The 19736-nt window shown below is 73.2% G+C and carries 19 protein-coding genes; 10 read left to right on the forward strand and 9 right to left on the reverse strand.

The features are described from left to right. Positions 1–18 precede the first annotated feature (18 nt). The gene (locus ACWGKU_RS34495; protein ID WP_452179554.1) at positions 19–615 is read right to left on the reverse strand and encodes a TetR family transcriptional regulator; all 597 of its coding nucleotides are present in this window, start codon (positions 613–615) and stop codon (positions 19–21) included. 131 nt (positions 616–746) lie between these two features. Here ACWGKU_RS34495 and ACWGKU_RS34500 point away from each other — a divergent pair, with 131 nt between their 5' ends. Beyond that, positions 747–1004 (forward strand): hypothetical protein, encoded by a 258-nt coding sequence (locus tag ACWGKU_RS34500; protein WP_401054270.1) that lies wholly within the window; start codon positions 747–749, stop codon positions 1002–1004. Between the two features lie 55 nt (positions 1005–1059). Here ACWGKU_RS34500 and ACWGKU_RS34505 read toward each other — a convergent pair whose 3' ends face one another. Further along, on the reverse strand, positions 1060–1458 hold the full coding sequence (locus ACWGKU_RS34505) for a hypothetical protein (RefSeq protein WP_380350623.1): 399 nt from the start codon (positions 1456–1458) through the stop codon (positions 1060–1062). A gap of 373 nt (positions 1459–1831) precedes the next feature. Between ACWGKU_RS34505 and ACWGKU_RS34510 the strand changes: the two genes are divergently transcribed. Further along, positions 1832–2131, forward strand: coding sequence for a hypothetical protein (locus tag ACWGKU_RS34510; RefSeq protein WP_452179555.1), 300 nt, complete (start codon positions 1832–1834; stop codon positions 2129–2131). Positions 2132–2420: 289 nt separating this feature from the next. Then, complete coding sequence (locus ACWGKU_RS34515) at positions 2421–2948, forward strand: GNAT family N-acetyltransferase (protein WP_452179556.1); 528 nt, start codon at positions 2421–2423, stop codon at positions 2946–2948. Between the two features lie 118 nt (positions 2949–3066). Here the strand turns inward: ACWGKU_RS34515 and ACWGKU_RS34520 are convergent, their stop codons facing one another. Both ACWGKU_RS34520 and ACWGKU_RS34525 read right to left on the reverse strand, forming a co-directional pair. Next, positions 3067–3705, reverse strand: a complete 639-nt coding sequence (locus tag ACWGKU_RS34520) for a hypothetical protein (RefSeq protein WP_452179557.1) — start codon at positions 3703–3705, stop codon at positions 3067–3069. 78 nt (positions 3706–3783) lie between these two features. Continuing rightward, complete coding sequence (locus ACWGKU_RS34525) at positions 3784–4401, reverse strand: helix-turn-helix domain-containing protein (protein ID WP_401048778.1); 618 nt, start codon at positions 4399–4401, stop codon at positions 3784–3786. A 112-nt stretch (positions 4402–4513) separates the two neighbouring features. Between ACWGKU_RS34525 and ACWGKU_RS34530 the strand changes: the two genes are divergently transcribed. Further along, the gene (locus ACWGKU_RS34530; RefSeq protein ID WP_452179558.1) at positions 4514–5977 is read left to right on the forward strand and encodes an aminopeptidase P family protein; all 1464 of its coding nucleotides are present in this window, start codon (positions 4514–4516) and stop codon (positions 5975–5977) included. An 89-nt stretch (positions 5978–6066) separates the two neighbouring features. Here the strand turns inward: ACWGKU_RS34530 and ACWGKU_RS34535 are convergent, their stop codons facing one another. The 3 genes from ACWGKU_RS34535 to paaK form a co-directional block, all read right to left on the reverse strand. Further along, positions 6067–7473, reverse strand: coding sequence for a pyridoxal phosphate-dependent aminotransferase (locus tag ACWGKU_RS34535; RefSeq protein WP_452179559.1), 1407 nt, complete (start codon positions 7471–7473; stop codon positions 6067–6069). A gap of 179 nt (positions 7474–7652) precedes the next feature. Continuing rightward, complete coding sequence (locus tag ACWGKU_RS34540) at positions 7653–8324, reverse strand: class I SAM-dependent methyltransferase (RefSeq protein ID WP_380631234.1); 672 nt, start codon at positions 8322–8324, stop codon at positions 7653–7655. A 107-nt stretch (positions 8325–8431) separates the two neighbouring features. Continuing rightward, positions 8432–9766, reverse strand: a complete 1335-nt coding sequence (paaK, locus tag ACWGKU_RS34545; protein WP_452179560.1) for a phenylacetate--CoA ligase PaaK — start codon at positions 9764–9766, stop codon at positions 8432–8434. Positions 9767–10050: 284 nt separating this feature from the next. On the opposite strand from paaK, the gene ACWGKU_RS34550 reads away from it, so the two are divergent. The 3 genes from ACWGKU_RS34550 (at position 10051) to ACWGKU_RS34560 (ending at position 13550) form a co-directional block, all read left to right on the forward strand. After that, on the forward strand, positions 10051–11733 hold the full coding sequence (locus tag ACWGKU_RS34550) for a hypothetical protein (protein WP_452179561.1): 1683 nt from the start codon (positions 10051–10053) through the stop codon (positions 11731–11733). Between the two features lie 38 nt (positions 11734–11771). After that, positions 11772–12140 carry a hypothetical protein gene (locus ACWGKU_RS34555; protein WP_452179562.1) on the forward strand — a complete coding sequence of 123 codons (369 nt, stop codon included), beginning with the start codon at positions 11772–11774 and terminating at the stop codon, positions 12138–12140. Positions 12141–12386: 246 nt separating this feature from the next. After that, positions 12387–13550, forward strand: a complete 1164-nt coding sequence (locus tag ACWGKU_RS34560) for an ROK family protein (RefSeq protein WP_359899623.1) — start codon at positions 12387–12389, stop codon at positions 13548–13550. A 95-nt stretch (positions 13551–13645) separates the two neighbouring features. Here ACWGKU_RS34560 and ACWGKU_RS34565 read toward each other — a convergent pair whose 3' ends face one another. Then, positions 13646–13825 (reverse strand): hypothetical protein, encoded by a 180-nt coding sequence (locus tag ACWGKU_RS34565; protein WP_452179563.1) that lies wholly within the window; start codon positions 13823–13825, stop codon positions 13646–13648. A gap of 350 nt (positions 13826–14175) precedes the next feature. Beyond that, a complete protein-coding gene (locus ACWGKU_RS34570) occupies positions 14176–14949 on the reverse strand; it encodes a GntR family transcriptional regulator (protein WP_401055141.1) in 774 nt (257 codons plus the stop codon). A gap of 351 nt (positions 14950–15300) precedes the next feature. Here ACWGKU_RS34570 and ACWGKU_RS34575 point away from each other — a divergent pair, with 351 nt between their 5' ends. From ACWGKU_RS34575 to ACWGKU_RS34585, 3 genes are all read left to right on the forward strand, one after another. After that, a complete protein-coding gene (locus ACWGKU_RS34575; protein WP_401055140.1) occupies positions 15301–16110 on the forward strand; it encodes an exodeoxyribonuclease III in 810 nt (269 codons plus the stop codon). 308 nt (positions 16111–16418) lie between these two features. Further along, the gene (locus ACWGKU_RS34580) at positions 16419–16565 is read left to right on the forward strand and encodes a hypothetical protein (protein ID WP_452179564.1); all 147 of its coding nucleotides are present in this window, start codon (positions 16419–16421) and stop codon (positions 16563–16565) included. 226 nt (positions 16566–16791) lie between these two features. Beyond that, the coding region (locus ACWGKU_RS34585) for a WGR domain-containing protein (RefSeq protein ID WP_452191695.1) at positions 16792–19736 on the forward strand (2945 nt) is incomplete at its 3' end.

Raw genomic sequence — 19736 nt, forward strand, 5'->3', positions numbered from 1 at the left:
AGGCACCACTCCGCCCGTTCACACCGCCGCAGGCCTCGTCAGGCGGCGGACCAGGGTGACGAGGGCCTCCCGGTCCGCTGCCGGGTCGGTCGCGCCGGAGACCAGCAGGCGGACCATCTGCGGGAGCGTGAACCACGCGTTCACCAGGCCGATCACCGCGAACATCAGCCGTCCCGGATCCACATCGTCGGCCAGCTCGCCCGCCCGCTGCGCGGCCGCGAGGACGGCGACCTTCTCTCCGTAGTGCGCGGTGCGTTCGGGCTCCGCGGCCAGCGCCTGGGACTCCGTGCCGCGCTGCAGCCCTTCCCAGGCCAGCAGGCGCGAGAAGTGCGGGTTGGCCGAGTGGTAGTCGAAGACGCGTCCGGCGTAGTCGCCGAGCTCCAGCCCCGGCACCGGGGTGAGCGGCACCGCTTCCGCCAGCTTGCCGAGTTCGGACGCCAGCACCGCGGCGAAGAGCTGCTCCTTGCTGCCGAAGTACTGGTAGATCCGCTCCTTGTTCACTCCCGCCCGGGTGGCGACGCGGGCGATCCGGGCACCGTCCGGGCCGGATTCGGCGAACTCCTCGACGGCGGCGTCGAGGAGGAGTTGCTGCGTGCGTGCGGTGTCCCAGGCCATGGCATCACCATAGCGCGAATCTCCAACCAAAGGGTTGGACATCCGCCTGCGCGCCTGCCAAACTCCAACCGACGGGTTGGAGTTTTGGGCATCCAAAGCCTCCAGCCGCTCACTCACGGGAGGAAACCGCCTTGAACACCGACAGCATCACCGCACCGGCCCCGGCCGCCCCGTCCGTGCACCGCCGGGCACTGCTCACCTGGCTCGCCGTCTACCCGACCATCACCGCCACCTTCGCCCTGCTCGGCCCCCACCTCGGGCGCCTGCCGCTGGTGCTGCGGACCCTGGTCATGACCGGTCTCGTCGTCCCGGTCGTCGTCTACGCCCTGCTCCCCCTGTTGCTCAAGGCGGAGAAGAAGCTCGCCCACCGCCCCGGTCGACGGAAGTAGCGAGCACCCGGATCGGGGACAGCCGCCGCACCGCTCCGAGCACCGGACGGAGGGGCTACCGCCCTTCGGCGACCAGGAAGCGGCCGGAGCGCCACTGCAGCCGCGCCGGGCCGCCGGTGGGCCAGTCGTGGTTCAGGTGGCGGCGGCCGCGGCCGAGGGCGCCGAGGTCCTGGGGCCGCAGCGTTCCACTTCTCAGGCCGCTCGCCTCGACGGCCGTCACCGGCATGATCGTCACGTACTGGGCGTCGTCCCCGCCCATCCAGTCGACGACCTCGGTGAAGATCCACACGAACTGCTGCGAACACCCCAGGCAGCGCCGCAGGTTGACGGCGAAGCGCGAGCCGCCCACCACCTCCGCCTCGTGTTCGAAGCCCTCCCGCTGCCGGCCCCACACGGCCCGCTCGTCCTCGCCGTAGCACTTCGCGCAGCCGAACTCCGCCATCGGCCTTCCCATCGGTCGACTCCCTGTTCCGCGAGGTCCCGTGTCGCGGCCCATGATGCCCTCAGGGCCCCGGGGGGCGGCTGTGCAGTTCACCCGACCGGGGAACAATTCACGGACCGTTCCCGCACCGTTCGCGCCTCGGGGCGGATACCCGAACGGCCGATTGACGCCCCGGGGCCCGGCACGGGCTCCGAACCGCACACCTCGACGTCCGCGCCGACGGCTCCCGCACCCGAACGGGCCGTCGCGCCGACGGGTGACACGTGCACGTCCCAGATCTCTGGGATTCTCCTCACCCACCCGCCTGGCACGGAATCGGTGTCAGGCGCTCCGGCGAGAGCGGCATCTCGACAAGTCACCCATCTGGAACAGGAGTTGATCAACGATGACCCGCTCCTTCAAGCACGCCGGTGCCGTCCTCGCAGCGGCGGCGGTCTCGCTGCCTCTGTCCGGCGCGGGCACGGCCGTCGCCCGGCCCGCGGCGGCCGGCGGCTCGGCCCGGAACTGCGTGGTGAGCGCGGAGGGCGGGCAGTCGACGTGCTTCGGCGGCTACCGGGAGGCCATCAAGTTCGCCACCGGCGGGCGGGTCGTCGACGCTCCGTTGACCGCCGCCGCGGCCGCCCGGGACGCCGGGGTCACCGGGTCACCGGGGTCACCGGCGTCACCGGGGTCACTGAGGAGCTGAACGGTTCCAGCAGCCCCTCTAATCTGGTCGTCCTGGGGACGATCCACCAGGACTTCTTCTTCGAGGACGAGTCCGTGACCTTCACCGGCCCGCACGACTGCTACAACGGCAACAGCGCCGACCACTCCTTCGACATCCCCGCCCCGCTCGGCGTGCCCCTCCTCGGTGGCCGCCGGGGGGTGCAGGGGCGGGGCAGGGGGCGGCCGGCCGGAGCCCCGGCCGGCCGGCCCCGCCGTCGTTCTCCAGCAAACCGTTGGCGCGGGGCGGCGGCCGTGTCGACAATCACCGCATGGAGGAAGTGAAGCCGTCCGACGGCGTCGTCACCCTGTCCCCACTGTCCCCGGACGATGCCGAGGCCCATCTCCTGGGCGAGGACGAGGCGCTCGTCCGCTGGCTCAACGGCGGCCCCGGCACACGGGAGGGCGTCGAGACGTACCTCCGCCACTGCCGGGAACAGTGGGAGGCCTCCGGGCCGCTCCGCGCGTTCGGCATCCGCGTGGAGCCGGGCGAGGTGCTCGCGGGGACGGTCGACCTGCGGTTCGCGGGGGAAGGCCTGGCTCCCGGCCAGGTGAACATCGCGTACGGCCTCTACCCGTCCTGGAGGGGGCGGGGCCTGGCGACCCGGGCGGTCCTCCTGGCCGCCCGGTACGCGGCCGCCGAGGGCGGCGTGGAGGCGGTGATCCAGGTGGAGCCGGAGAACACCGCCTCCGCCGCGGTGGCGCACCGGGCGGGGTTCCTCCTCGACCGGCGGACGCACCGCGGGGACGGCACCCGGTCGGACCGGTACCACCTGGACCTGCGCACCGCCGACCGCTGACGGGACGGCCGCGGGGCACCGGGGGGCGGGGCACGGGGCGTCCCTCAAGGGCTCCCGCCGGCGGCGCCTCGCCGCGGAACGCGGCGGAACGGCGCCGACCGGTCGCCCGGCCGCCCCGTCAGTCGGTCTCCAGCAGGACCGCCGGGAGCGCGCCGTCCAGCACCAGGGCCCGCGGGAGGGTGAGGCCGAAGTGGCGGCCGAGCACCTCCAGGCAGGTGCGGTGGAGGTCGTCGCCCTCGCGGTCGTGGTCGGGCAGCCCGGCGGCGGCCAGTTCGGCCGTCAGGGCGGCGACGGTGGCGGGCTCGCCCAGGACGCCGTCGGGGCCCCAGCTGGCGTCCAGGTGGAGGTTGAGGAAGCAGGTCTCCCGGCCGTCCCGGTAGCCGCGGAAGAACGGCGGCACCGGTTTGCCGTTCTCCTCCTCGAACTCCAGGTGGTAGACCTCGGCGCCGCCGCGCGAGGCGGACGGCGGCACACTCAGCTCGCCCTGCCAGTAGCCGTACACCACCGCGAAGGCGAGGTCGCCGGTGCGCCCGTGGCGCAGCCCGATGTCCTCGACGTCGCCGGGGAATTCGAGTTCGTACTCCTCGACCAGGTCGTCCGCCGTGAGTTCGCCGAGCGGGCGCGCGGTGCACCCCGGGAGTTCCTCGGCGATCCGGGCCACGAGCTCCTCGGGCTCCAGGCCGCGGGCCAGGACCACGCTGTAGCCGCCGTAGGCGATCGACTGGGGTTCGGCGAGCCAGGTGAGTGCGTCCGTCATGGTGATCATCATGACGGACGGATCAACCGTTCGGTATTCCGAACGACCGGGCAGCGCGGCCGAACCCGTTCCGCCCGCTCAGTGCCAGAGCCCCCACGACGCCGGCCGGACCGGTTCCGCGAGGTGGCCGTGCTGCTCGGCCCGGTACTGCAGCACCAGCACCGAGCGGACCTGGTCGCCGTCCAGCGCGGTGTAGGCGTGCGGCAGCGCCGCGTCGAAGCCGATGTAGTCGCCGGGGCCGAGTTCGATCTCGCGCCCGTCGACCCGCACGCCCAGCCGACCGGTCTGGACCACGGTGTGCTCGGTGCCGGTGTGCCCCCCGGAGTCCTGGGCGGCTCCGGTGCGCACCACCTGGTCGTACAGCTCGAACACCGCGTCCCCGGACTCGATCCGGCGCAGCGGGCGCAGGTCGACGCCCCGCCCGCTGAGCACCTCGGTCTCGGCCGCGCGCACCACCGTGACCTCGCCGCCCGGCCGGCCCTCGACCAGGTCGGAGATCGGCACGCCGAGCACCCGGGAGAGCCCGAGCACCGTCTCCAGCGTCGGGTTCCCGGCCCCGGACTCCAGCTGGGACAGCGTCGCCTTCCCGACCCCGGCCTGCCGGGACAGCTCGGACAGCGACAGTCCGCGCTGGGCGCGCACCCGCTTCAGGTTGGCGGCGAGGACGCCCCGGACGGATTCCTCGGCATCGTTCACTCTCGACCTCTTCTCACCCGGCACTGTTCGATATACCGTACGGGACGCACACCGACGGACGGGGAAGCGTAGCGAAGCACCGCGCTTCCCTCACCCTCACCAGGAGACCTCAGTGACCGAGCCCGCCGAGCCCGCCGAGACCACCGAGCCCGCCGAGACCATCAAGTACCGGAAGAACGGCCTGACCCGCGGGGTCACGGACGAGCTCGCGGAGAGCATGACGCAGGGCTGGGCCGACACCGAGCGCACCGCCCTGGAGCCCGTCCCCCAGGCCGCGCACACCGCCCGCCGCCGCGCGGAGCTGTCCGCCGCCTTCCCCGGCGAGCTGCTGGTGGTCCCGGCCGGCAACCCCAAGGTCCGGGCCAACGACACCGACTACCCGTTCCGCCCCTCCTCCGACTACGCCTACCTGACCGGCGACCAGTCCCAGGACGGCGTCCTGGTGCTCACCCCGACCGGCACCGGCGGCCACGAGGCCGTGCTCTACCTGCGCGACCGCTCCCGCGTCGACAACGGCGAGTTCTGGCTGGACGGCCACGGCGAGCTGTGGGACGGCCGCCGCAACAGCCTGACCGAGAGCGAGCGGCTGTTCGGCCTGCCCTGCCGGGACGTGCGCGCCGTCCGCGCGGACCTGCGCGCCGCCACCGGCCCGGCGCGGGTGCTGCGCCGCCACGACGCGGGCGTGGAGGAGGCCCTCGCGGACCGAGCGGTCGCCGAGCGGGACGAGGAGTTCGAGGTCTTCCTGTCCGGGCTGCGCCTGGTCAAGGACGCGTTCGAGATCGAGGAGCTGCGCTTCGCCTGCGCCGCCACCGCCCGCGGCTTCGAGGACGTGGTGCGCGTCCTCGGCACCGACACCGAGACCGCCGAGCGGCTGATCGAGGGCACCTTCTTCGTCCGGGCCCGGGTCGAGGGCAACGACGTGGGCTACAGCACCATCGCCGCGGCCGGCCCGCACGCGACCACCCTGCACTGGGTGCGCAACAGCGGGCACGCCCGGCCCGGCGACCTGCTGCTGCTCGACGCGGGCGTGGAGACCAACCACCTCTACACCGCCGACGTCACCCGCACCCTGCCGGTCAGCGGCCGCTTCACCGAGCTGCAGCGCAAGGTCTACGACGCCGTGTACGCGGCCCAGGAGGCCGGCATCGCGGCCGTGCGGCCGGGCGGGCAGTTCCGCGACTTCCACCGTGCCGCCCAGCGCGAACTCGCCGAGCACCTCACCTCCTGGGGCCTGTTCGGCGACCTGAGCGCGGACAAGGTGTACGAGCTGGGCCTGCACCGCCGCTTCACCCTGGCCGGCACCGGGCACATGCTGGGCATCGACGTCCACGACTGCGCCCACTCCCGCACCGAGGAGCACGTCGACGGCCCGCTCGTGGCGGGCATGGTGCTCACCGTCGAGCCGGGCATCTACTTCCAGGAGAACGACCTGACGGTGCCGGAGGAGTACCGGGGCATCGGGGTGCGGATCGAGGACGACATCCTCGTCACCGAGGACGGCAACGAGAACCTCTCCGCCGGCCTCCCGCGCCGCTCCGACGAGGTCGAGGCCTGGTTGGCCCGCCTGCGCGGCTGAGTCACTGGACGGCTGAAACAGCTGAAGCGGCACCGGGCGCGCCCGGTGCCGCACAGCCACGGCCCCAGCCACGGCTACGGCTACGTTGGCTACTTCAGCTGCGCCAGCGCCTCGGCGAGCCGCCGCACCGCGGCCTCGACGTCCTCGGGCATCCGGCTGGTGAAGCAGAGCCGGAAGAAGCCCGGCTCCGCGTTGTGCATGGTCCCGCCGGGCAGCAGGGAGACCTCGGTGGGCTTGGCGGCGAGGTAGCGGAACAGCCACTCCTCGTTCGGATCGAGCCCGTCCGGCCCGATGGCCGGCAGCCCGTTGACGTGCTCGCCGGGCGCGCGCTTGCCGAGGTACCTGCTGAGGTCGAGCCAGAAGAACATCGCGGCGTTGTCGCCGTCCCGGTGGACGTACTCGATCCCGGCGGCGTCCAGGGCGGCCTTGGTCCTGCGGAAGCTCGTGCTCAGGAGCGTGCGGTACTCGCGCATCGCGTACGCCGGGTACGGCTCCCCCTCGACGGTGGTCCTGAGCAGTTCCCCGACGACGTAGGTCTTCAGCGAGTCGAACGGGGTGAACCAGGGCAGTGCGCGGGTCTGCTCGGCCGGGTCGTCGCTGCCGAGCATGGCGCGGTGCACGGCCTCGTTCTTCGAGACGACGAATCCCGTGCGGAAGCCGGACAACCCGAAGTCCTTGGCGAAGCCCCAGACCACGTGGATCCGGTCGGTATGCCCCTGGTACGCCTCCAGGGCCATCGCGCTGGTGAACGGCGTCGTACCGGTGTCGAGTTGGGAATGACAGTAGATCTCGTCCGAGATGATGTGAAGATCGGTGTGCGCGAGCGCCCAGTCGTAGATCTCGTCGAGCAGTTCCTTGGGGTAGTTGACACCCAACGGGTTGTGCGGATTGGTGAGGACGAGCAGCCGCGGGTTGTGCCCCGCCTCCTTCCGCGCCTCGTAGGCGTTCACGATCAGGTTGAGGGTGAGGCGGTAGCGGTCCTCGCCGTGGGTGGGCAGGTGCACCGGGACGCACTTCAGCTTGGGCCGTTCCTGGAACGACCAGTTGAAGCCCTGCCAGTACGGCGCCGGGATCAGCACCTCGTCCCCCGGCTTGAGCGGCTCTCCGCCCGTCCCCTGCCGCCGCATGAGCCCGAAGGCGATGCACTCCAGCGCGGAGGAGACCCCGGCGCAGCCGAACACGTCGTCCATCGAGACCGTACGGCCGAACGCCCGGGTGAGCAGGTCCGCCACCTGCTGACGCAGCCACGGTATGCCGACCGGGGCCATGTACTTGATGTTCGCCTCGGGGATCAGCCGGACCTTGTCGAAGACGTCCCGCTGCATCGAGTGGTGGTACAGCAGGACGTTCTCCGCGACGGACAGGTCGATCGCGGTGTCCGGTGCCAGGTGCTGGTGGTAGAAGGCGAGGGCCTGCTCGAAGTCGGGCAGGCCGGCGTGCAGGTCGGCGACCGCCTGGGGCGGGCCGAGCCTGAGTCCGTTCACGGTGGTGGTCATGGTGGTCCCCTGTCGGGTGAGCGGGTCCGGCGGTGCGCCGGAACGGTGCCGAACGACACCGGACGATGCCGGACGATGCCGTTCGCACACGCATCGCTCCCAGCCGACCATGCCCCGGAACCGGCCGCCAGCGCTCGGCGGCCGTCCGGACGGCGCCCCTGCCGCCACACCCTCGACCGTCAGCCGAGCCGCCACACCGTCGTGGTCTTGACCGCGGTGTCCTCCAGGTCCGCGACCACCGGCACCTGGTAGGCCGCCACCGCGGTGAACCGCTCGCGGGGCAGGTAGGCCCGGCCCGGGTCGCCGACGACCACGGTCGCGCCGCGCGCCGCGGCCCGCTCCAGGAAGGGCAGGAAGCGGGCGGCCATGGCCCGTTCGTAGAAGACGTCGCCCGCGAGCACCACCTCGGCGGGACCGCCGTCGCCGTCCACCAGGTCCACCAGGGCGCCGTCCACCCGCACCCCGTTGGCCTCGGCGTTCAGCCCGATCGCGGCCACCGCGTAGGCGTCGATCTCGGCGGCGCGCACGTCCGTGGCCCCGCGCAGCGCGGCGGCCACCCCGACCAGCCCGGAGCCGGCCGCGACGTCCAACACCGTACGGCCGGCGACCAGTTCGGGGTGGTCCAGCACGTAGCGGGCGACCGCCACCCCGCCCGCCCAGGCGAAGGCCCAGAACGGCGGCGGCAGCCCGTCCTCCCCGCGCGCCCGCTCGGTGGTCTCCCACAGGGCGATGGCGTCCTCGGCCATGTGCAGGCTGATCTCGGGCACGAAGGGGACGGGCTTCAGCTCGGTCTCCCGCCGGACGAAGGCGAGGTCCTCGGCGGGCTGAAGAGTGCGCAGCTCACTCGGCATGCCCCGCAGCATAGAGCCCGCGCGGGGTGCCCGCGCACGCCCGCGCGCCCGCACGACGGGACGACGGCAGGGCTGCGGGGCCGCCGGGCGCCGGGCGCCGGGCGGGTTCACCCGCGCTCGTCCACCACCCGCTTGATCTTCCCGACCGAGCGCTCCAGCGTGTACGGGTCCACCACCTCGGCCGCGACGGTGATCCCCACCCCGTCCTTCACCGCGCGGACGATCGCCGCCCGCGCCGCCGCCCGCTGTTCGTCGGAGGCCTCCGGCCGGGCCTCCACCCGGACGGTCATGTGGTCCAGCCGCCCCTGCCGGCCGAGCCGCAGCTGGAAGTGCGGCGCGACGCCCGGGGTGCGCAGCAGGATCTCCTCGATCTGGGTCGGGAAGACGTTCACCCCGCGCAGGATGATCATGTCGTCACTGCGCCCGGTGACCTTCTCCATCCGGCGGAAGGCCGGCCGCGCGGTGCCGGGCAGCAGCCGGCTGAGGTCGCGGGTGCGGTAGCGGATGATCGGCAGGGCCTCCTTGGTGAGCGAGGTGAAGACCAGTTCGCCGCCCTCCCCCTCCGGCAGCACCTCGTCGGTGAACGGGTCGACGATCTCCGGGTAGAAGTGGTCCTCCCAGATGTGCAGCCCGTCCTTGGTCTCCACGCATTCCTGGGCGATGCCGGGGCCGACCACCTCGGAGAGGCCGTAGATGTCGACGGCGTGCAGGTCGAGCCGTTCCTCGATCTCGCGCCGCATCTCCTCCGTCCAGGGCTCGGCCCCGAAGATGCCGACCCGCAGCGAGGTGCCGCGCGGGTCGACGCCCTGCTTCTCGAACTCGTCCAGGAGGGTCAGCAGGTAGGACGGGGTGACCATGATGATCTCGGGTTCGAAGTCCAGGATCAGCCGCACCTGGCGGGCCGTCATGCCGCCGGAGGCCGGGATGACGGTGCAGCCGGCCCGCTCGGCGCCGTAGTGGGCGCCGAGGCCGCCGGTGAACAGCCCGTAACCGTAGGCGATGTGCACCTTGTCGCCGGGCCGGCCGCCGGCCGCGCGGATCGAGCGGGCGACCACGTCGGCCCACATGGAGAGGTCGTTGTCGGTGTAGCCGACCACGGTCGGCAGCCCGGTGGTGCCGCTGGAGGCGTGGATCCGGCGGACTCGCTCCATCGGGACGGCGAACATGCCGAAGGGGTAGCCCTCGCGCAGGTCGGCCTTGGTGGTGAAGGGGAAGCGGGCGAGGTCGTCCAGGGTGCGGCAGTCCTCGGGGCGGACCCCGGCGGCGTCGAACTTGCGGCGGTAGAGCTCGACGTTGTCGTACGCGTGCCGCAGGGTGGCCCGCAGCCGGGTGAGCTGGTGGGCGCGCAGCTCGTCCGGGGTCATCCGCTCACCGGCGTCCAGGAGCTCCGGCGGGATCGGCTCCCCGAGGTGTCGGTGCGGGACGGGTGCGGTGCCGGTCATCGTCGCTCCTTCGCTGCTCGGCCGGAGTTCCCCTGCCAGGGGTACCGACCGATCGTTCGGTCAGCCCTGTTCGCTCCATTGATCCAGTACCCGAACCACCTGTCAAGGGATCGCACGAGGCTTCCGGAATGTGAAGTTCCGACCACTTCGAGGTGACTTCACCTCGACAGCTTGGCTGTCCGATATGAAAATCATTACAGAAGTTTGACTTGCGACCGGCCTTCACCGCCCCGCCCCCATGGTTCAGTAGTGCGGTTTCCGCCCCGCACCCCGGAGTGATCACCGTGCCCACGACTCCCGCCCTGGTCAGCGCGCTGCGCGAACTCGGCGACCGACCCGCCGTCGTCGCCGACGGGCGCGCGATCAGCGGCATCGGCCTGCTGCTCGGCGTCTCCCCGCCGGGCGGCCTGCCCCGCGCCCTCGCCCGGCGCGTCGCCGAGCACGCCGCACTCCCACCCTCCGCCGCCCGGGCCGCCGAACAGCGGCTGCGCTACTGGGCCGGCGTCCTCGGCACGCCCCCGATCCGGCACACCGTGCTCCACCCCGTGACCGACCTCGCCGTCGACCTCGCCCTCGCCACCCTCCTGGCCGGCGGCACCGTCCACTGCGGCGACCCCGACCAGCGGCCCGACCAGCAGCTCCGGGCCGTCGCCGCCGCCCGGACCACCCACCTCAGCCTGCCCTCCGCCCTGCTCTGGCCCCTCAGCCGGCAACCCGACCTCACCGCCCACGACCTCGGCGCGCTGCGCCTGGTCCTGCACGTCGGCCCCGAACCCCGACAGGAGGACGTCTACACCGCCGTCGACGCCCTCGGGGCCGTCCTCGCCCACGTCCGCGCCCCCGCCAGCAACGCCGAGGCCGCCGACCGCCGGCTGCGCGCCGACGCCGAGAACGCCACGGCCGCCGCATGGAAGCACAGCATCGGCATCACCGCCGCGCAGGTCCGCGACTTCGGCGCCCAGCTCGACCGGGCCGTACTCGCCGCACTGCTGCACACCCTCCAGCAGAGCGGCGTGCTCACCGACCCCGCCCGCGGCCACCCCGAGGCCGAAGTGCTCGCCGCGGCCATGGTCACCCCCGCCCAGCGCCCCCGCGTCGCCCGCTGGCTGGACGCGCTCGCCCGGAACGGCCTGATCACCCGCCAGGACGGCGGCGCCCAGGGCCCGGTCTTCCGCGGCCGGCCCGGCCCGGCCGCCGCCGAGGTCCGCGACACCTGGCGCCCGGCCGTCGAGACCTGGGCCGACGGGCTCGGCCCGGCCGCCGCCCTCACCCGGGTCCGGCGCGACGCCCTGCGGCTGCCCCGGGTGATCACCGGCCAGGAGGCCCCCCGGCCGGCCGCCACCCCGGTCCGCCGGGCCGCCGCCCTCGGCTACCTCGGCGCCGCCCTCGGCGCGCTGGTGCGCGGCACCGCCGAAGCCCACCAGGGGCCCGGGCCGCTGCGCGTGCTCGAACTCGACCCTGAGGGCGGCGAACCCGCCGTCGCCCGCGCCCTCGCCGCCGCCACTCGGCCCCGGCACGCCGTCGAGCACCACGCCGTTCCCGACGGCGGGCGCTACGACGTCGTCGTCGCCACGGTGACAGCGGCTCCGGCTTTTGCTCCGGCTTTTGCTCCGGCTCCGACGGTTGCTTCGGCTCCGGCTCCGGCTCCGGCTCCGGCTCCGACGGTTGCTTCGGCTTCGGCTCCGGCTCCGACCGTGGCCGCCACCGTGGCCGGAGAACCGGAGCAGGAGGTGACGGCCCTGGTCCGGCTGCTCTCCCCCGGCGGCCGGCTGCTGCTGCTCGCGCCCACCGCCGAACAGCTCGACCTGCTGATCACCGGCGACGCCCACGGCCCCACCGCCCGCCCGGCGGAGCACTGGCGGGCCGCACTGACCGCCGCGGGCTGCCCGACCGTGCTGACCCTGCCGGAGGACGAGCACCCGATGGCACTGCTGGGGCAGCGGCTGTTCGCGGCCCGGGTGGACTGACGGACGCCCGGGGGTGCGGCTGGCTACTCTCAAGGGTCATGACCACTTCCGCGCCTCCGGCCCGACCCGCCCGCGGGTCCATCGGCTCCCTCCGCTCGATCGGCTCCATCGTGTCCGTCCGGTCGATCGGCTCGATCGGGTCGGTGCTGTCGACCGGCTCGATCGGATCCGTCCTCTCCCTCGGCTCGATCGGCTCGGTGTTGTCCATCGGCTCGATCGGGTCGGTGCTGTCCATCGGCTCGATCGGATCCGTCCTCTCCCTCGGCTCGATCGGCTCGGCCTGCTCCACCCTCAGTGTCCTGTCGGCCGGCTCCCGGCGCGGCCTCGGCTCGCTGCTGTCGGAGCGTTCCCTCCCGTCGGTGCTGTCCCGGCGGCTCGCCCACCCGTCCACCGTGGCCGAGCGGTGAAGTCCGGATCACGCACCGCCACCCGATCCGTACCATTTCGATACCGAAGCCTGGATGAGCTGCGAGGATCCTCGCCGCCCGGCTCCGTCCCCGGGTAGGCTCCGCATGTCCTCCGGCCCTCGCGCAGGCGGCCCCCTGCCGCCGTGCCGCGTTCTCCGGGGGTGCACCCCCGCGGGCCACTCGGTGGGCACCGCGCACTCGACACCGCGCGCCAGGGCAGTCGCGCGAACGGCGAAGGGCATCGCATTGGCGGATCGGCTCACCGGAGGAGACTCCTCGCTGCTGCGGCGGATCAACGCGGCGGTCACGCTCCGGGCGCTGCGCAACGGCCACTCCGTGACCCTCACTCAGCTCGTCGGCGAGACCGGGCTCTCCCGCCCGACCGTCGAGGGCGTGATCGAGGGTCTGGTCGAGACCGGGCTGGTCGCCGAGGTGGAGCAGCCGCGGGAGGAGGGCCAGCCGGGCCCCGGCCGCCGCGGCCGCCCGGCCCGCTGGTTCCGTTTCCGCGCCGAGGCCGGGCACATCCTCGGCATCGAGATCGGCGTGCACGACATCCGGGTCATCCTGGCCGACCTCACCGGCGAGGTGGTGGGCAGTCACTTCAAGCCGGTCGACGAGACCCTCGACGCCGAGGACCGGCTCGCCGCCGTCCGCACCGCCGTCGCCGAGGTGCTGCGCAAGGCCGGCATCTCCCGGGACAACCTGTGGTCGGTCGGCATCGGCACCCCCGGCATCGTGGACCGCGAGGGCACCGTCCAGCTGGGCACCGCGATGCCCGGCTGGACCGGGCTCGACCTCGGGGCCCGGCTGCGGCGCTCCTTCCGCTGCCCGGTCCTGATCGAGAACGACGCCAACCTGGCCGCCATCGCCGAGCACTGGCAGGGGGCGGCGGTCGGCGCCGACGACGTCGTCTTCGTGATGGCCGGCCTCAGCCCCGGCGCCGGCTCCCTCATCGGCGGCAGGCTGCACCGCGGGTTCGGCGGCGCGGCCGGCGAGATCGGCGCCCTGCACCTGCTCGGCCAGGAGGTCACCCCCGAGCGGCTGCTGTCCACCACCGGAAAACCCCTCAACCCGCTGGACGAGGCCGCCGTGGCCCGCGTGCTGCGGCTCGCCCGGGAGGGCGACGAGGTCGCCAAGGTCGCCATGGACCGCTTCCTCACCCGCCTCGTCCAGGGCGTCGCCGCGCTGGTCCTCGCCATCGACCCGCAGCTGGTGGTGATCGGCGGCTGGGCGGCCGGCCTCGACGGGGTCCTGGACCCGCTGCGCGAACGCCTGTCCCAGTTCACCCTGCGCGCCCCGGAGGTCGCCCTGGCGGCCCTCGGTTCGGAGGTGGTGGCGATGGGCGCCCTGCGCGTCGCCCTGGACCACGTCGAGGAGCAGCTCTTCGCGGTGGACCCGCCCCGGGCCTGACGTCGGGCGCGGTGCGGGGCCGGCCCGGGGGCTGGGAGCCGGGGGCCGGGGGGCTGGGGGCTGGGGGCTGGGCTGTCATCGGAACCACTCCGCCGTCACGGCGCGTAGTCCGGGTCGGTCAGGTCGAGGGTGAGGACGGTGCCCCAGTCGTTGACGAAGTGCGCAGGCGGCCAGTCGACGGACACCCGGAGGAACGAGTTGCCCTGGGTCGACGTCAGCACCCACACCAGCCGACGCCGCCCGTCGAGCCGGGCGAGGCAGCCCTCGTCGCCCATGCCCCCCCCGCTGGCCGCAGCAGACGAACCCGCGCCCGTCCGGCAGCTCGGCCTCGCCGTCCACGTCGATCTCGTGCTCGTACTTGGGCTCCCCGACCTCGAACGGCTCGCCCAGCTCCAGGTGCAGCGAGCCGGGCCCGTCGAAGAACACCTCCCGCACCGTTCCGTCCGCCCTGAACAGCCCGCCGTACGCCGGTATCTCCGACTTCGCCCACAGCTCCACGACCAGGTTCACGACCCCGTCCTCCCCCTCCGCGCGGCCGGAGCCTCCGATGCTGTGCCGGCCAACGGCAAAGGCCCGGACGCCAGTTGGCGTCCGGGCCTCGACCTGAGGGTGTTCGGAAGATGGTTCAGGAGGCGGTGCGGACCCCGGCCGTCGCACCGACCGGGGTGACCTCGACGAGTCCGGCCTCGCCGAAGGTCAGCTTGCAGGTGTCCGCCCGGTAGGTGGCGACGCCCAGCGCCACCAACCGGCCGGCCGCGGCGTACTGGGTGGTCATGACCAGGACCGGGGCGCCGGGCGGGCGCTCCAGCAGGGCGGCCTGCTCGGCCTCGGCGACGCCCAGCTCGACCGAGCGGGACTCGCCGTCCACCTCCAGGCGCTCCAGCTGGCGCAGCACCGAACGGGCGCGGTCGCTCTCGGCGCGGAAGCCCGGCAGGTGCGGCAGGGCGGCGGCCGGAACGTGCAGCGCCTCGGTGGCCACCGCGCGGCCCTCCACCAGGCGGACCCGGCGCACGGTGTGCACGGTGGCGCCCTCGGCGATGCCCAGGCCCTTGGCCAGCTGCGCGGAGGCGGGGGCGGTGGTGCAGTCGAGCGTCCGCCAGGACTGGCTGCGCGCGGCGCCGGGCCAGCCCTCCTCCTGCCGGTTGACCGGGACGCCGACCCGCGGGGCGGCGATCAGGGTGCCGATCCCCCGGCGGCGCACCAGGCGGCCCTCCAGCTCCAGCTGGTCGAGCGCCTGCCGCAGCGTGGCCCGGGCGACGCCGAAGCGGGCCGAGAGCTCGCGCTCGTTGGGCAGCACCTGACCGATGGAGAACTCCGAGTCGATGGCCCGCAGCAGCACCGTGCGCAGGTGCCAGTACTTCGGCTCCGGCACCGCAGAAAGCTGTCCTGTCGTCCCCACCGCGTCCTCCACCCTGATGCTGTCCGCCCTGAGACAAGGAGGGCGGATCCCGGGCCCACCGTCCGCAGTTGCGGCAGGTGGGAGAGCGGGCCTTTATCCGTCCTTCTTTATTAAAGGTCCTTGCAGTAAGTGACCCTAGGCGCTCCGTCCGAAGATGGTCAAGACCAATGGCGCGGCTTGATGGGACTGTCGCACATCTTCATGCCGCGTTCACGACAGGTCCTGTCAGTCACTGTCACCATCCACCTCCATCGGAATCCCGGAGCCCACACCCCGCGGAGCCGGCCACCCGGCCATCGGCCCCGCGCGTCACGATTCGGGTCGGGAACGACCAGTCGGTAGGCTGCCCGGGTGATCGTGGTGACGAGTGTGAACGTGAACGGAATCCGGGCAGCGGCCAGGAAGGGCTTCGTCGAATGGCTGGCCGGCACCGAGGCCGACGTGGTCTGCCTACAGGAGGTGCGCTCCGAACCCGAGCAGCTGCCCGCCGAGCTGCGCGACCTCGACGGCTGGCACGCGGTCTGGGCCCCGGCCGCCACCAAGGGCCGGGCCGGCGTCGCCATCCTCACCCGCGAGAAGCCGCAGCGCACGGTGATCGGATTCGGCTCCGAGGAATTCGACGATTCGGGCAGGTACGTCGAAATCGACCTCCCCGGCCTGACCGTCGCCAGCCTCTACCTCCCCTCCGGTGAAGTCGGCACCGAACGCCAGGACGAGAAGGAACGCTTCATGGCGGAATTCCTCGTCCACCTCACCGCCCTGCGCACCCGCGCCGCCGCCGACGGCCGCGAGGTCGTCGTCTGCGGCGACTGGAACATCGCCCACCGGCCCGAGGACCTCAAGAACTGGAAGGCCAACCAGAAGTCCGCCGGCTTCCTCCCCGAAGAGCGCGCCTGGCTCTCCCGCGTCTACGACGAGGCCGGCTACGTCGACGTCGTCCGCGCCCTCCACCCCGACCGCACCGGCCCCTACTCCTGGTGGTCCTACCGCGGCCGCGCCTTCGACAACGACTCCGGCTGGAGGATCGACCTTCTGACGACTAGTCAGAAGCTCGCGGACACCTGCGTCAAGGCCTACGTCGAGCGCGCAGCCTCCCACGCGGAGCGCTGGAGCGACCACGCACCGGTGACGGCCGTCTTCGACCTCGACCAACTCCATTAATTATTTGCGAAGTTCGGGCAGCTGGCTTCGGCTGCCGCGGTCGTCGCGCGACCTGCCGGGAGCGATGACCGCAGCTGCTATGGCCCGCGAATGGGGCTACGCGGTGATCGCCATTCTCTGAGTGGAAGTCAGTTTCTTTTCCGGGAACGCGTCGGTTTGTAAAAGTCACGATCGGGCGGCCAGCGTACGCACAGGCCTTCGCAGAGCCGTGCCCCCCCCGAAGGCCAAGTGCGCTCTCATCATGGGAGTGATCAAGGGCCTCAGGAGCTCCCTGCGAGCCCCTGCCTTCCTACTTCGACCCGCCGGTGATGGGCGCACGCTTCGTCCAGGACCGCATCGTGGCGGAGGGTGAGGAGGTCTGGTCCCTGCTCGAAGCCGGGGCCCAGGTCTACGTCTGCGGCGACGGCGCCCGCTTTGCCCCGACGTACGGGCCGCGTTCCGCGCCCTCCACCTGAGCCACACCCCCGACGCACGGGAGGACGACGCCAAGACGCGGCTCCAGTCACTGAACTACGCCGGCCGATAAGTCCAGGACGTGTCCGCCGCTCGCCGAGGTACGAGGCGCCGGCGCACGGTGACTTCGGCGGGGAGGTGAGTGCGGGGGCGGTCGGCCGGGGACTTGTCGGTGGGACTCGCTAACGTTCCTCTCCTGATCATCAGTGCGAGGAGAGGGGCGGGGCTGTGCGGCGCTGGGAGTTCGTCGAGGGCGGCTCGGACAAGTTCTGGGAGGCCGCGGCCGACGGTGCCGCGGTGACCGTACGGTACGGGCGGTCCGGTACGGACGGGCGGGAGCAGGTCAAGGCGTTCCCGACCGTGGAGGAGGCGCAGGCGCACTTCGCCAAGGTGGTCGCCGAGAAGGAGCGCAAGGGCTACCGCGAGATCGGTGCGGGGGCGGGTACGGAGCCGGGTGCGGCGGCGGATCCGGTGCCCGTGGCGCAGCCCGGCGTGTCCGCACCCACGGCCGAGGCCGCCGGTCCCGAGGACGAGGACGTCTTCGTCATGCCGGACGCCTGGCGTCGGGCCCTGATCCCGCGCCGGGGCGGCATTCCCCGGAAGCCGTCCGCGCCGGGGAAGGGCCCGGTGACCTCGTACCGCGACGGGCTGCGGCAGATGGGGGACTGGCTGGAGCAGACGCTCACCTCGGAGCGCAGTGACCCGGAGCTGGTCGCGGCCGCCCGCGCCCACCAGTCCGGCAGCCGGGACCCGGTCGGTGCGGCGGTGCTCGCCGCCGTGTTCTCGTATCCCGGCAACAACGGGCTCCGCGTGGCCGTGGACGCCTGGGTGGCGGAGTTCGGCCTTCCGTTCGCGGCCAGGGCCACCGTCGAGCTGTTCACGACGGCCGTCGAGACCGACTGGATCCACCAGAGGTCCGTCCACCCCCGTGTCCGGCGCGGGGCCAACCAGAGGCACGGTGCGTACCGCCCCGCCGCGGACCGGGTCCGGTCGCTGCTGGCGGCCTGCGACGAGGAGACCCACCGCGCGGCGGTCGAGGCCCTGGCGGACTGCCGGAACAATCTGACCCGCCTGGTGGTGGCGGCGTACCTGGCGCCGTCCGAGACCGCCTGGGTCGAGGAGTGTGTCGCGTCGGGCTCCCGACTGGCCGTCGTCGAGTGGTCGATGCTGCTGTGCTCGCTCTCCTCGGCGGAACCGCTGGAGAAGCTCCCCCCGCTGCCGAGCCTGGGCTATGACGGGTGGTCCACCGAGATCATCGCGACCGTGGCGGAGGGCCTGGGCGGCGACGTGGCATCGGTGATGCTGCACGACCTGACCACCAGCTACCACCACAAGGACGGCAAGAAGCGGATCCTGGAGGCGCTCGCCGAGCTCCCCTCCGACGAGGGTTTCCGGGGGTTGCTGGCCCAGCAGGACGGCATCAAGTCCACCCGCGCCGCCCTCCTGGCCGGTCTCCGCCGGTTCCCCCGGCGTGCCGTGCGCCTGCTCGCCGAGGCCGCGGCGGCCTCCACCGACCCGGCCACGCAGCAGCTCGCCCGGCAGCTCCTCACCGGCCACGTCGCGGTCCACCGCGCGACCGCGCTCGAACTGCTGCCGGAGCTGACGCCGGAGCAGGCGGCCCTGGTCGAGCCGCTCACCGACCTCGGCGAGCGGGTGCCGGAGGTCGGCCCCGACTCGCTGCCGGAGCTGTTCACCAGCCCGCCGTGGACGCGGCCGCGCTCCGCCGGCAAGCCCCGCGTGCTGACCGGCCTCGCCGTGCCGCAGGAACCACAGATGCGGTGGCTGCCGGGTGAGCGCGAGGCGTGGGCGGCGACCTCCGAGTCCTGGTACACGAGCTGGTCGGACGAGGACTGGCAGCGGGTCGCGGCCACGATCCGGGCCAGGATCGGGCAGCCCGAGGGCGCGCGGCTGCGCGGCGGACAGCACGCCGAGCTCGCACTGTTCGCCTACGGCGACAAGGAGTTGGCCCGGCCCCTGCTCGCGCAGTGGCGTGCCGGTGAGCGCATCTGGCACTCCGGGGACTCCCTGCGCCGGGTCGCCGCCCGCTTCGGCACGGACGCCGTCGAACCGATCCGGGCCGCCGCGGTGGGGAATCCGGCCACGCACGCGCCCCTGCTCCTTCCGTACCTGGACGCCCGGGTGGCCGAGACCATGACGGACTGGCTGGTGCGCCTCAAGTCGGCCGGGAGCACCGCCCGTTCCTGGTTCGCCCGGCACGGCGCGGACGCGGCCCGGCTGCTGGTACCCGCCGCACTCGGGAAAGCCGGGGCGGCCCGGGCCGGAGCCGAGCAGGCCCTGCGAGTGATCGCCGGGGCGCACGGCGCGGCGGCGGTGCGCGCGGTGGCCGCCGAGTTCGGGCCGAAGGCGGAGGAGGCCGTGGGCACGCTGCTGTCGGCCGACCCGCTGGTGACCGCGCTCCCGGCGAAGCTGCCCCCGCCCTGCGACTGGGCGGAGCCGGTGATGCTGCCGCAGCTGCTGCTGCGCGGCGACAAGGGCGCCCTGCCTGCCGAGGCGGTGCGGCACGTGCTCACCATGCTCGCGCTGTCCGCGCCCGGGGCGTTCTACCCCGGCCTCGACGAGGTGGCCCTGCTGTGCGAGCCGCGGTCGTTGACGGAGTTCTGCTGGGCGGTGTTCGAGCAGTGGCGGCTGGCCGGTATGCCGGCCCAGGACGGCTGGGCGCTGCACGCGCTCGGCCGGCTCGGTGACGACGAGACGGTCCGCCGGCTGACGCCGATGCTCCGCGCCTGGCCGGGCGAGGGGGCGCACCACCGCGCGGTGGACGGCCTGGAAGCGCTGGCCGCCATCGGCAGCGACACGGCCCTGCTGCACCTGCACGGCATCGCACAGCGGGTGAAGTTCAAGGCGCTCAAGACCCGGGCCCAGGAGAAGATCTCCGAGGTGGCGGCCGGCCTCGGCCTGACCGGGGAGCAGCTGTCCGACCGCCTCGTCCCGGACTTCGGGCTGGACGCCGACGGGACCACCGTCGTCGACTACGGCACCCGGACGTTCACGGTCGGTTTCGACGAGCAGCTCAAGCCGTACGTGCTGGACGCGGCCGGCGCCCGTCGCAAGGACCTGCCGGTCCCGGGGGTGCGGGACGACGCCGAGCTGGCGCCGGCCGAGCGCAAGCGTTTCGCCGCGCTGAAGAAGGACGTCCGCACGGTGGCGGGGGA

Source organism: Kitasatospora sp. NPDC054768 (genome assembly GCF_053612025.1).

Coding starts and splice junctions, on each gene's coding strand:
- ACWGKU_RS34495 (WP_452179554.1), bottom strand. CDS start 615: ATGGCCTGGGACACCGCACGCACGCAGCAACTCCTCCTCGACGCCGCC.
- ACWGKU_RS34505 (WP_380350623.1), bottom strand. CDS start 1,458: ATGGGAAGGCCGATGGCGGAGTTCGGCTGCGCGAAGTGCTACGGCGAG.
- ACWGKU_RS34510 (WP_452179555.1), top strand. CDS start 1,832: ATGACCCGCTCCTTCAAGCACGCCGGTGCCGTCCTCGCAGCGGCGGCG.
- ACWGKU_RS34515 (WP_452179556.1), top strand. CDS start 2,421: ATGGAGGAAGTGAAGCCGTCCGACGGCGTCGTCACCCTGTCCCCACTG.
- ACWGKU_RS34520 (WP_452179557.1), bottom strand. CDS start 3,705: ATGACGGACGCACTCACCTGGCTCGCCGAACCCCAGTCGATCGCCTAC.
- ACWGKU_RS34535 (WP_452179559.1), bottom strand. CDS start 7,473: ATGACCACCACCGTGAACGGACTCAGGCTCGGCCCGCCCCAGGCGGTC.
- ACWGKU_RS34540 (WP_380631234.1), bottom strand. CDS start 8,324: ATGCCGAGTGAGCTGCGCACTCTTCAGCCCGCCGAGGACCTCGCCTTC.
- paaK (WP_452179560.1), bottom strand. CDS start 9,766: ATGACCGGCACCGCACCCGTCCCGCACCGACACCTCGGGGAGCCGATC.
- ACWGKU_RS34555 (WP_452179562.1), top strand. CDS start 11,772: ATGACCACTTCCGCGCCTCCGGCCCGACCCGCCCGCGGGTCCATCGGC.
- ACWGKU_RS34565 (WP_452179563.1), bottom strand. CDS start 13,825: ATGGGCGACGAGGGCTGCCTCGCCCGGCTCGACGGGCGGCGTCGGCTG.
- ACWGKU_RS34580 (WP_452179564.1), top strand. CDS start 16,419: ATGGGCGCACGCTTCGTCCAGGACCGCATCGTGGCGGAGGGTGAGGAG.